At 40.1% G+C, this 11,817-nt stretch carries 11 protein-coding genes, 1 tRNA gene and 1 pseudogene; 8 read left to right on the top strand and 5 right to left on the bottom strand.

Going from position 1 to position 11,817, the window contains the following annotated elements; translation table 11 throughout:
• The first annotated feature begins 25 nt into the window (after positions 1 to 25).
• From WIW72_RS10310 to WIW72_RS10300, 3 genes are all read left to right on the top strand, one after another.
• Positions 26 to 628 (top strand): sulfite oxidase-like oxidoreductase, encoded by a 603-nt coding sequence (locus WIW72_RS10310; RefSeq protein WP_337721437.1) that lies wholly within the window; start codon positions 26 to 28, stop codon positions 626 to 628.
• A gap of 138 nt (positions 629 to 766) precedes the next feature.
• Positions 767 to 857 (top strand) — tRNA-Gly (locus WIW72_RS10305).
• Between the two features lie 20 nt (positions 858 to 877).
• Positions 878 to 1,495 carry a hypothetical protein gene (locus WIW72_RS10300; RefSeq protein ID WP_337721436.1) on the top strand — a complete coding sequence of 206 codons (618 nt, stop codon included), beginning with the start codon at positions 878 to 880 and terminating at the stop codon, positions 1,493 to 1,495.
• Here the strand turns inward: WIW72_RS10300 and WIW72_RS10295 are convergent.
• Positions 1,434 to 2,546 (bottom strand): ABC transporter ATP-binding protein, encoded by a 1,113-nt coding sequence (locus WIW72_RS10295; RefSeq protein ID WP_337721435.1) that lies wholly within the window; start codon positions 2,544 to 2,546, stop codon positions 1,434 to 1,436. The two genes, WIW72_RS10300 and WIW72_RS10295, sit on opposite strands and share 62 nt — an antisense overlap.
• A 32-nt stretch (positions 2,547 to 2,578) precedes the next feature.
• On the opposite strand from WIW72_RS10295, the gene WIW72_RS10290 reads away from it, so the two are divergent.
• Positions 2,579 to 3,421 carry a fumarylacetoacetate hydrolase family protein gene (locus WIW72_RS10290; RefSeq protein ID WP_337721434.1) on the top strand — a complete coding sequence of 281 codons (843 nt, stop codon included), beginning with the start codon at positions 2,579 to 2,581 and terminating at the stop codon, positions 3,419 to 3,421.
• On the opposite strand, the gene WIW72_RS10285 is transcribed toward WIW72_RS10290, so the two are convergent.
• Positions 3,408 to 4,490 (bottom strand): glucose 1-dehydrogenase, encoded by a 1,083-nt coding sequence (locus tag WIW72_RS10285; protein WP_337699218.1) that lies wholly within the window; start codon positions 4,488 to 4,490, stop codon positions 3,408 to 3,410. The two genes, WIW72_RS10290 and WIW72_RS10285, sit on opposite strands and share 14 nt — an antisense overlap.
• 61 nt (positions 4,491 to 4,551) lie before the next feature.
• Here WIW72_RS10285 and WIW72_RS10280 point away from each other — a divergent pair, with 61 nt between their 5' ends.
• The gene (locus WIW72_RS10280; protein WP_337699220.1) at positions 4,552 to 5,112 is read left to right on the top strand and encodes a DUF1404 domain-containing protein; all 561 of its coding nucleotides are present in this window, start codon (positions 4,552 to 4,554) and stop codon (positions 5,110 to 5,112) included.
• Positions 5,113 to 5,153: 41 nt separating this feature from the next.
• The gene (locus WIW72_RS10275; protein WP_337721433.1) at positions 5,154 to 6,374 is read left to right on the top strand and encodes a hypothetical protein; all 1,221 of its coding nucleotides are present in this window, start codon (positions 5,154 to 5,156) and stop codon (positions 6,372 to 6,374) included.
• A gap of 63 nt (positions 6,375 to 6,437) precedes the next feature.
• On the opposite strand, the gene WIW72_RS10270 is transcribed toward WIW72_RS10275, so the two are convergent.
• Positions 6,438 to 7,328, bottom strand: coding sequence for a DUF929 domain-containing protein (locus WIW72_RS10270; protein ID WP_337699222.1), 891 nt, complete (start codon positions 7,326 to 7,328; stop codon positions 6,438 to 6,440).
• A 267-nt stretch (positions 7,329 to 7,595) separates the two neighbouring features.
• On the opposite strand from WIW72_RS10270, the gene WIW72_RS10265 reads away from it, so the two are divergent.
• Positions 7,596 to 8,210, top strand: coding sequence for a hypothetical protein (locus WIW72_RS10265; protein WP_337699224.1), 615 nt, complete (start codon positions 7,596 to 7,598; stop codon positions 8,208 to 8,210).
• A gap of 81 nt (positions 8,211 to 8,291) precedes the next feature.
• Here the strand turns inward: WIW72_RS10265 and soxC are convergent, their stop codons facing one another.
• Entirely contained in the window at positions 8,292 to 9,962 is a 1,671-nt protein-coding gene (soxC, locus tag WIW72_RS10260) for a proton pump complex cytochrome B SoxC (protein ID WP_337699226.1), read from the bottom strand.
• Positions 9,955 to 11,481, bottom strand: coding sequence for a cbb3-type cytochrome c oxidase subunit I (locus WIW72_RS10255; RefSeq protein WP_337699429.1), 1,527 nt, complete (start codon positions 11,479 to 11,481; stop codon positions 9,955 to 9,957). The genes soxC and WIW72_RS10255 overlap by 8 nt, the downstream gene beginning before the upstream one ends.
• A gap of 98 nt (positions 11,482 to 11,579) precedes the next feature.
• On the opposite strand from WIW72_RS10255, the pseudogene WIW72_RS10250 reads away from it, so the two are divergent.
• A pseudogene (locus tag WIW72_RS10250) lies at positions 11,580 to 11,817 on the top strand (IS701 family transposase); the annotation flags it as partial.

The following is an 11,817-nucleotide window of genomic DNA, read 5'->3' as shown; positions in this document are numbered from 1 at the left end:
TAAGTCACTCGCTTTACTTTTTCTAGTGCAAGAACAGATTCCACCTGGTCAGAGATACGTTAAAAAATTCATATATTACGCCGCATTAGGAGTTCCAGAAGTTGATATACAGAGTTACAGACTGAAGATATTAGGAGAAGTGGAGAATAAATTGGAGTTCACTTATGAGGAACTGCTGAAGATGATAGATACAGAATACATAAGGGACTTCCACTGTGTTACTGGATGGAGTGTAGCTGGTGTAAAATGGGAAGGGATAAAGATGAAAACGATAGCATCCTTAGCTAAGGTGAAGGACACTGCAAAATGGGTAATGTTCTACTCATTAGATGGATACACTTCTGTAGTTCCAATTGAGGACGCTTTGTCAGAGGACACAATAATAGCGTTGAAGATGAACGGAAAACCTTTAGATAAAAAGTCAGGATTTCCTGCACGTCCCTTTATACCCCACCTTTACGCGTGGAAAAGTGCTAAATGGTTAACTGCTATTCACTTTACATCAGAATATCAGGACGGCTTCTGGGAGGAAAGAGGATATCATGAAAGAGGTAACGTCTGGGAAGAAGAGAGGTTTAAGGGAGAAGGACACAGCCACAATGGAATGAAAAGAAAACCGATTCTCTAACGACACTTTTACCTTAGCTCGTGGTATAAAAGTACGTATAATGAATACGCAATACGTTTTCTGCAGAGTTTATACTTCAGATGTAATTGCTAACGAGAAAATTTTTAATAAGTGATAGTATAAGTAATAACTCACAGTGCGGCCGTAGTCTAGCCTGGATTAGGACGCCTGCCTGCCACGAGCTCGCAGGAGACGTAGGAGGTCCCGGGTTCAAATCCCGGCGGCCGCACTCCTTAAGAGTGACCTAACTTGGTAAAGATCACAAAAGCGTCATTCTTTTACTCACTCACCTTCTTGGTAACCGTAGCCCTTTCCTCTTCTCTATCCAATTCCATTTTACCGTTATTAGTAACTCTGGCTTTGCTCTTTAGAAAGCGAAATGTAGTCTTGATCGAGGTTTTGATCTCTCTTCTATCCTTTCTCCTTCTCTCGGAATTTCATAAACTCAACTTATACATATTCACCGTAAGGGCACTTACTTACTTAAACTTGTACTTCCTAATGTCGGAGTATGTAGACTACCGCACAGTCCTCAATATACTGAAAGAGAAAGGGGTCCCGTTAGTAGTAGGTTTAGCTTATTTTCCTCTCTTTAACGAGATCGTATCTCAGATAGTGTTTAATGCAAAAGCAAGAAAGATAGGTCTCAAACCTTCTAAGCTCCTTCTGCCCTTAGTCGTCCAAATGGTAAAGGTAGCTGAAGACTTGTACATAGCCTATACTATAAAACTCTACGGAGAATATAGGGGGAGATTAAACCTAAGACCAACTTCCTTAGATTTACTCTTTATCTTACTAGGGGTTATCACGTTTGTTTTAAGCGTCGCCTTTCCTCTAAATCTACCACCGTATCACATATCGATATAAGATCTTCGTCGTGAGTTGCTATTATTATACCCCTTCCCTGTTCCTTCAACGTCTTGATCATATCATAAAAACTCATAAGCGCATCGCCATCCATACCTACACTGGGCTCATCAAGACCGATCACCTTATAGGGAGAAGCGAAAGCTGAAGCAATCAGGACCCTCATTTTCTGACCGTAACTCAACGGGAAAGGGCTCTTATCCGCAATCTCGTCCAATTTAAATAATTTCAGAGCTTTCTCGTCTTTAACTTCATCCCTCACAGTAGGGTTAAAGAACTGCAAGTCGGGGTTCTGAAAAACTAAGTAGATTTTCCCAACAAGACTCTTCAACATCGTAGTCTTACCTATCCCGTTTCTACCTACTATGCAGAATACCTCACCTTCTCTCACCTTGATCCAATCTTGTTCGAATATCACTTTGCCTAAAGGTGTTTGGATCGTCTGTAAGCTAAAGCCTCTCAACCCGTTCTCCTTCAGAAACCTCTCGTCGTAGAGTTTGTCCCTATCTATCTCTTTAACCCCTTTCTTAGTGAGTAAATAAAATCTGTCACCCCAGTCCCTTACCTCTTTTACTCTATGCTCCGTGATCAAGCTCCCTTTTGGGATAGCTTCCTTAACTAAGGGAATTGCGTACTTATCGAGGTTAGCAAAGGGCTCGTCTAACATTATGTGCTTAGGTCTTGAGGCTAGGACTGTAGAGATGACGAACCTCTTCTTATACCCGTCCGACAACTTATAGAAGTTAACGTTAAAATACTCACCCATAATCCTCTGCGGGATTGAAAAGTCGACATCATGAAACAAGGACTGAAGTTTTAACTCATCTTCACAAGTGAGTCCGAGAATCTGTGTAGAGGGCTCCTGAAAGACTGCAGAGAGCAAAGAGTAATCTCTCTTTTTACAGAAGTCTTCTCCGTCAATAGTTACTTTAATTGGTTCTCCAAGACACAGAGCCCTTTTTATAAGCGTTGTCTTCCCACTACCATTCTTACCTAAAAGGATTACTCTCTCATCCTTGTTTACTTCTATCTCGTCATTGATGATGAGCACAAATTTAATTTGATCACGACTTTATAATAAACATGAAATTAGGCTTCGCTCAATTGGAAGACGGAAGAAAAGTAGTTGTAGTCAATAAAGGAGGTAAATTCTTCGAATTCGAAAAAGAAGGGATGGAGTGTGTATTCAATAACATTAATAACGTTATCAAAGCCTTCGACATAGTCGAGAGATTACCGCTGAAAGAGACTGAGGTTAAAAAACTCTTACCACCCATATCCCCTAAGAAAGTGTTTCTACCGGCTGTAAATTTTAAGTCTCATTCCTCAGAGACTCTCATGAACCCTCCACCCTTTCCTTATTTCTTTACAAAATTTTCGAATGCTATAATCGGTCCTGAGGATCATATTTTGATCCCTAAGGAGTTAAAGAGGACTGACTATGAAGGTGAGATAGGTATTGTAATAGGAAAGAGGGCTAAGAACGTAAGAAAAGAAGATGCCATGGATTATGTTTTCGGTTTTACGGTTGTTAATGACGTAAGTTTTAGGGATTACCAGTTTCCCGAAGTACACCCTTATGGGCTGAACTGGGTTATGGGAAAAAGCCTCGATACAGGTTTACCGGTAGGACCATGGATAGTTACAAAGGACGAAATAAAAGACTTTTACTCACTCAAAATAATAACGAGGTTAAATGGAACTATAGTTCAGGATGGCACTACTAGGGACATGATCTTCAGTGTAGAGGATATGATAGCCTACTTGAGCAAGGGAATAACTCTAGAGCCTGGAGATGTAATAACTACAGGTACTCCTGCTGGAGTAGCTGAGTTCTCAGGTAAAAAATACCTACAAGAAGGAGACGTCATAGAGGTAGAGGTCACTGGAATAGGAGTTCTAAGAAACTACGTTAAGACCATTTAATCACAGTCTTTATTTCTCCCTTTACTTTTTTAGATAAAACTTCAGGTGCTTCCTCCACTTCAACTTTACTGGTTATCATACGGTTCAGAACATCTCCATAACGGTACTTCCATATGGAAAGGTAATTCAATGCACCCTGAAAGTCCTTTTTACTGGCGTTAACACTGCCAATTATCAGTATGTTCTTTTCCACGATCTCGGTCACCAGGTCTGACATCATCTCCGCTTTTTCACCTTCCATAGTCCCGAAGAGGATTAGAGCTGAATTATGTCTCATCTTTTTCATAAGCGGAAGGAAGGCTTCAGGAACTCCGCTCGTATCTACTATGAGGTCTGCATCGGGTAATTTATCGATACCTAATTTCGTGTCGTAAAACTCTGCCCCTATTTTCTCCGAGATGTATCTTTCCGTCTCGCTTGGTTCCCTCTTGTTAAGCAAATAGACTTGAAAACCTAGAGTCCTCAAAGTCATGGCGAAAAACGTCCCTATTGGACCGGTTCCTACTATATAGGCGTTTCTACACTCGAAAGTGGAGTCTTCGCAAGTCCATATCATTCTTCTCTGGACAAAGAGAAGCTCTTCCGTGGCTTTCACCACGTTAGACAAGGGCTCCGTGAGGACAGCTACATCTTTGACCTCTTCTGGAACTTTGACCAGATACTTCTCGTCGTCTACAAACAACTCCCTCATGAATCCATGCTTTCCTCTTATTCCAGCCTCGACAAACTTTCCCGTTTCGCAAAAATCCTGCCTTCCTATTTTACAGTTCAAGCATTGACCACACCCTCTTCTAACTACCGGTACTACATAGTCCCCCTTTTTCAATGTAGTTACACCGTCTCCTATCTCCTCAACTCTACCTAAACCCTCATGCCCTAAGATTAAAAACGAGAAACCTTCAGGTGGATAAGCAAATGAGATCTTTCCGCTTACTAATCCCCTATCAGTCCCGCATATCCCCGTCATCACTGTTCTGATCAACGCTTGACCTCTACCTAAAGTCTCTTTTACAACGACGTCTCTCACTTCTACTCCTATAATATTAGGCTTTATCGTTATAGCTTTCATACTTATCCTACTCTAACCAGAGTAAAAAAGCCTTTTATTTACAGTTTCAAAAAATAAAGTTATGAAGAAATTACAGATCAACGATAAGAGACCTTTAATAGCCTCTATTGTGATAACTTTGACATTCATTAACCCGTCAGTGGAAGACTTGATGTTTAATGAAGAATTTGTATTTATGGCATCACATTATGCCTTAGTGTTCGCAGGTTCACTTATCGGGTATTACTACTGGGGTAATAAGTTTAGAACTTCATTATTGGGCTACCTCGGGTCTCTCTTAGTGGTGTTTTGGCATTTTCCTCAACTCTTTGTTTTAGGAGGTGCAGAAATTCCGTTTAGAGCCCTTGACGAATTATCAATGTTTTTTGGAGGAGTACTACTCGGTATGGGTGTTAAGAATATGAGGTTAATCGAAAAGCTACTTTTGTTGGTCTTGTGGATGTTAGGGGATACAACTCTAGCCGTTATCTTGGTAATATCCTACCCCTTCTACAATATTCCGCCTTCTCCTTATCCCTTATCTCAGGAACCAGTAACGGGCTATGTAATGGTAATTGCCATGACATTTGTTCTAGGTTACATAATATTCAAGGGTTTCCAAAACCTCAATATCTTTGGCTAAAACGTATTAATTGTTATTCCACCATAGAATAGAAGGGTAAAATGAAAGCCTATGACCTACTCGCTTACCTACTTGAGCACACACAGCCAGGTTCAATCGTAGTGGTGACAACTCCAAATAACATTCCCATAATGTTAGATAAGGAAGATGAATTTTCGGTATTAGCTTATGTTTGTAAGAATGAAGACGTGAAGAAACTCAGAGAGACTTTTGACAAGTCTACGATACATCGAGCCGTTTTAGGCTTGTTAAGTCAACTCTCCGATTACTTACAAACTCAAATAGACGAGTTAAATATCGCAAATTCGGCGTCATTCCCAGGTTGTATAGAGAAAAGGACGTCAAGACAAAGGGAGGTTAAGAGTGAGAAACCCAAACCCAAGAAGGAGGACATTAAGTTTCTAATAGAGCAGATGAGGACACTTCCTGAGGAATTCGATATCTTACCGTTACTAAGCCGTGACGGGAAACTGATCTCACTGGTTATGCAAAACCTAAGCCTTACAGCACTGGATAAGATAGTGAAGTCGTTATCACACGTTAAAGGAGATGCTATAACGCCTATTAATCCAGACTTACAAACGTTAAATTACGTTTTAAGCACGATTAAGTTCGACCTTCAAAAGGGGAACCCATTGTCGTCGCTTGACGATTTCACATTCTTTACAGCCATGTTCGTAGATCAAGGAGATATTGGTGAGGGAGAGTTCATGGGTAAGAAAATCCCTAAAAGGAGCGGTAAATTCTTCACTTCCAATTCTAAAGGAGGGCTTAAACCTATACCCCTTGAATTTCTCGATTACTCTAAGAATAAAAAGAATGGACTGTATGTAGGTTACTTTGTCCACGACGGCCAGCAATTCGTAAGATTAGGAGGCTTCGACTTACTGGATTACCATGAGCAAGGAAAGTTTACTATTAACGCATACCTACTCTCGTCTTTTTTAGCCGCCCAAAGGGACTTTAGCATTGAATACTCAGCCTTCGACAAGCTGGTGAGCAACTTCGTTAACAGTGTGATATCCAAAGGTATAGGTGCAAAATACGTAAAGGAAGTGTTTGAACTCGAGAACTTATTATATGACATCCAGTTAGTAAAGAACGTCACCAAGGAATCAATAAGCATAGTAGACCCTATATCTTTCTGGTACTATAAAAGTAAAGGGCAAGACCCATTATTATGCACTGAATGTGAGCTAAAGGATAAGGTGGAACTATGGAATAAAATAACGAAAGGGTGGTTCAGGGAATTCCTGCTGTAGAATTTTTAGTCAACTACAGTTGTTTTTAAAACTGTAAAAATAATGGGTCTAAAAAACACAACCTTACATAGCTTCTTTTATTACGTTCAATATTTGTTGCGCTTCTTCTTGTATGTAAGACGTTGTTTCTAACTGAGCATATGCATAAGGGTTAGAGGTGACGTTAACCTTAGGTATTACTCCTTTCGAAATATTTCCATAAAGTTCTTGTGGAGTATAACCCGAAGTAGCGAAGTAATAAGGAGCTACCGAGTTCAACGTTTGGTCATATCCAATTATCATCCAGGTGCCGTTGGGTCCCGTTATTAATATTGCTGTAGGTATATGGGGAGGATTTCCAGCATCAGCTAAATTAGGGTACTGCCCAAATGGCGTGTTCAGCTCATATTTAGCTATCAAGTTATAGACCCAATTAGGTACATCCTTTTGGAGTTCTTGTTGTTCTAAAGTTACTATGGAATCACCAGAGTAGGGGACTATAGTACCGTTTGTCAGGCTAATACTATCATTGTTAGTAAACATCCTTCCTATCATGTAGAAGAAATGAAAATGTACACTTCCATTAGGTATAAAAGTCTGAAATAATAAGCCCGGTACTTGCATTGGTGTTGATACACCTCCAGTAGGTGAGGGCAATGGTTCTGGATCAGACCATATTGGGGTAACGTTAATTTTACCGTAGTGGCTTAAGGCTAGATACAATGGCCATGACTGGGTAGCTCCGTAAGGACATCCCTCCCAAGAGACTAAATAAACATCGACAATATTCGCTGATGACGCATAGTCCTGATTTGAGACCTTAACAAAATGTAGGAATGGAATTGATTCGCTTGCCTGGGTTGTAGGAGGCTTTATGGAAGGTAAGATTATTAGAAAAGCTAGTATTACTACGAATATGATGAAAGGTATGTATATGAGCTTACTCTCCTTTTTACTCTTCTTTGATTTAGCCATCAATGATATCTCTTAACATAGTTACTAAAACTTTTTCCTAAAACACACATAGTCCAGAGGGTTAATACGACCAGAAGATTAGCCTTTTATTTAAAGTTTAATTAGCTTCATGAAATATTTTATTTTAATAAAAAGAGTGCAATTATGATTTTTCTTTTCTGGCAAAGAATAATTTTTGATAAAGAGGGAAAAGTATATGAAGACATCTGAATCTGTGTTATATTGAAGTTAATACTTATTTTTGATTAAGTTATAAAGACATATTGTATGAAAAAGAGATTACGATTCTTGAGTTCCATAAGCAAGATAGGAAAGTCAACGTTCACAGTTCTTACTGCATATTATTTAAAGTCATTAGAGATCCCTTTTTTGATAGAAGAGCTAGATCCCTTCCAGACAGTAAGAGTTCTTGTGGACGATGAGTTCGATATTGTGGACTATTTTAATATAAACAAGTACCTATATTCTGATTCTTTTCTTGAAATAGACGAGGATAAGTTACGAATTATATATAATAGCTCTATTTGGAATATACTTATTTCAGACTTGCTCACAAACATTGACCCACAGACTGATTCAATAAAGTTTCAAGACAATATAACGACTGAAAACGTTAATGTGTTCCTGACGGACATGACTGGACTTTCCGAAACTATAGAATATGCAAAGAAGTGGAATGACGGTGTCAGAGTCTTAATTGTTAACATGATACCATCAGAAAATATATCCCTTGTAGAAGATCAAGTTTTAGAATTGATATATGAGGAAGGAGTTTTCAAAAAAGCTTTCGTATTCCCTTATGATGAAAGGATAAAATACCTAGATCCTGATAAGTTAGAGTGGTTTAAAGGAGCATTATCTAGAATTCTACTTTTGAGATAAGAAAGAGACAATCCTATTTCTCCTTTGTTTCTCAATATTTTAAGAAAAAAATACTCAACTTACAATTTTCAACTGCTCAGCTTATTTTACATATATTATATAATGATATAATTGAAGGGCCCCTCCGAATAGCATTAATATCACTCCTAAGTCCATACCGGCATATGTTGCTTGAGGACCTACTGAAGGTAGAGTCCACATAAGACCGGCCAAAATAGCTACTACAATTAGAATAACTACTACCCCAACAAACGCAATGTCTTTCCTCTTATACCCACCTCCCATGGAGGTTGTTGTGCTTTCGTTCCTTATTATCGCCCTACCGAGCTTGTAGACCCATATGAAAGTGAATATACCAAGTGGGATCAAAGCAATAAGGTTCACTAGAACTGGTTGTTCGAAGAAGTTTACTAAAGTTCCCGTAAAAGCTAAACCGGCTACAGAGCCCATTAACACGGTGAAAGGCGACATCTTAAGAGACTTGATAGAGCTGAACCAAGTTCCTTTACTTACATCGTTTTTATCCCTTCTTCCCCAGAATAACACTACAAGTCCTACTATTACCGCCGGGGGGCCTAACAGTTCTACTTGTTGATCGAAGGGAGCTGGGACACCAGGTTGGTAATAACCCCAGATACTGAGTTCTATTAGATATATCCACGCTAGAGTCATTACCCAGACCCAGAACTTCCTATTCCTTAGATACATCCACTGGCTGTTTTCATAAAACGGCAGTAACATTACAACGAGTAACATGAACACTAAGGCTGCAATTACCATGGCCGGAGTTAAGGGTTGACCATTTGGTAATTCGAAGTCAACAAACTTGTACAAGAATAGGAAGAACCAAGGCGGATAAGGCTGCACTCCAGATGCTTGTGGAGTACCGGCTTGCGGTGCAGGGTAAGGGTTAATAACTATCGGTAAGCCGTTTATATTTGCCAACAAATTAGGCACGAAGAGTATAACTCCCCATGTAGTAAGGACTATTGATAACATATACACTACGTTTCTAGGCCACCACTCGTTAAACTTACTCCATTCCTCCTTTGTATAATAAGCGGGAACCTTAGACTTCTCTTTCTTAGACGGAGTCATACCGTATCTTTCAGAGAGCATGAAGTGGAATCCGAATAAGGCTCCTATTAAGAAGACTAATACTATGTGCCAACCAAGTAATCTATCGAATAGTTCAGCTCTAGTTAAGGGACTACTTGAAATCGATGCTAACGCACCTGGTCCAAATAGCCAGTTAACAATTACGGTCGCACCAGGGAACCCAGTACCCACCATCAACTCACTTCCTATGTCTACTGCATTTACTCCGAGCACATCGCTAACTAGACTGTACCCGAAAAATGATGCACCTAGTGTTAGGAGTAACAAAAGGACTCCAGTAATCCATTGTAACTCTCTTGGCTTCTTGTAAGCCCCTACGTAAAAGTTCCTGAACATGTGAATGTATGCTAGAACTATCATTATATAAGAGCCGTAAAGGTGACTGAAGAGAAGTACTGGCCCATACGGTACGTGGTATATTATGTTCATTGTAGACTGATACGCGTAAGACGGCTGATAGTAGAGTAGTAAGAGCAATCCAGTAATAACTGTATAAATAAATGCGCCAGCAACCATAGCCCCTAACCAATAGGAAGGATTATACATATAGTCAGGGGTCTTAAAAAACGGAGCCTCTTTAACACCGACCCTATCTAAAATGTCCTCTACTAACCCTCTTTCCTTCTCAGCCATCCACTTTCACCTCTTTTCCTATATTCATTGAAATCGAGGTTGAAGTCTGAACAGAAACATCTGTACCGACAGTTACTTTTCTCATTATATAATCACCTATTGCAGAGGAAATAGCTAATACTAATCCGGGTATTCCTATTTCCGCTAAGAGGGAAATAGCTAAGTTAAACGGTTCGAAAATTGCTGGATATGCGATAACTCTCCTGAGCATTCCTAGGTATCCTTCCACAGACATTAAGTACCCTATCGTCATAAAAGGAACCGTCCAGAGTAGAATACCTGTTGTGATTAATCTAGAAGCTATCTTCGAGTAGTCAAAATTGACATTACTGGATTTCAGGAGATCTAGGAATACCCCTGTAAAACCTACAATTATCAGCGTCCATATTATTAAATGGAAGTGTCCTACTATAAAATATGAATTGTGAATTATGGGATTAACTATGTCGAACGGTTGAGGTAATGCTTGAACACCTCCCAGAATAAATCCTATGAATGCTATCAGGAACGACATACTTATCGGGTCTTTGTAATTGTATCCATTCGAAAGGAGGACAGTAAGACCTAGATTAAGCACGGTTAAACCTGAACCAGCAGCAAGGATCAAGGTAGCGAAGTTAGCCCATAACCTCAGGACGACTGGTAGAGGGAAAGTTTGCAGGTGGTGAACCCATATCAACATCGAACCTATCGCGAGTAGGTATATGTTCATCCTAGCCCACTTTTCGCTGTATAACTCTCTTCCAGCAGCTTTGGGTATATAGTAATATAAGGCTCCAAACAGTGGGAACGGGACGTAATATACTACCGGATGACCGTAGAACCAGAAGAGGATTAGCCAAAGCAATGAGTCAACCGGGATCCCAGCTAAGAAATACAGTGCATACCATAACTCTGCAGCACTTAGAGCTGGCATGGTTAAGGCTATTATTGCTGCAAAAGCTACACCGTAAGCAGCGAATATATTCAGCTTCTGGTTCTTAGGTTTAGTAGCGTATGCGTCAGCGAGGAGGATAATCGGTATTATAGTACCTCCTATGGAGTTGATAGCTAAAGCAATGTAGGCAAGTCCTATTAGGACTGGGGATTGATATATCAGGAAAGCTTTGAAGACACTGTTCTCCTCTATTGCAAGAGGTGGATACATATACCAGCTCATGTCAGGACCACCTAAAAGCGCGAAGACTAGAGCTAAGTTAGATGCCCAGAACAAGTACGCAATTCTTTTTGCATTTACTGTTGATAACCCGCTTTTATACATGGAAAACGCTATTACGGCAAACGCAGCGTCAGGAACAACACCGAACATTGCACTCCATCCGTGTAACGTGAGAGATAAATAGTACGTGGGGCCAATTCCTGCCGAGTTATCGGGATAAACAAGATACGTCCTCATATTCATAGCAGCCATTCCTACAATTATCAGCCAGCCCACAGTACCGAGTGTGAAAAGCCAGACTACTCCTAACGTGTCTTTTGGTAGTGCAAAACTCTTTAATTTACCGAGGAAAACAGATATTTCTTTCTTACAGCAGTTATGGGAATCTTAGGGAGGTAATACCAAGAAGTCGGTATTAGCGAGAAGTTTTTAATTTTAGACGTCTTCATACTGAAAAGATGTCAAACGGAAAAGGACAAATCGAGTTAGCTAAGGAGAAGTTGGTCAAGGCAGTGAACAAAGTCCTGGGCGTGATCAGGAGGAACGGGAGGAGCAGGAAGGTCGAGTTAGCACTGGTCCTCATGACCCTGCTAGGTGGTAGGGCCAGCGTGAAGAATGTTGCCGAGACGTTCGGGTTGGACTACGCAAACCTGCTGGAGGCGTTGGGAGAACTCGAAGACGCGTGGAAGGACTACT

This window comes from Stygiolobus sp. CP859M, from assembly GCF_037389975.1.
Lineage (GTDB): Archaea > Thermoproteota > Thermoprotei_A > Sulfolobales > Sulfolobaceae > Stygiolobus.
Note: the sequence above shows the minus strand (reverse complement) of the source record. Positions and strands in the feature narration are given on the sequence as shown.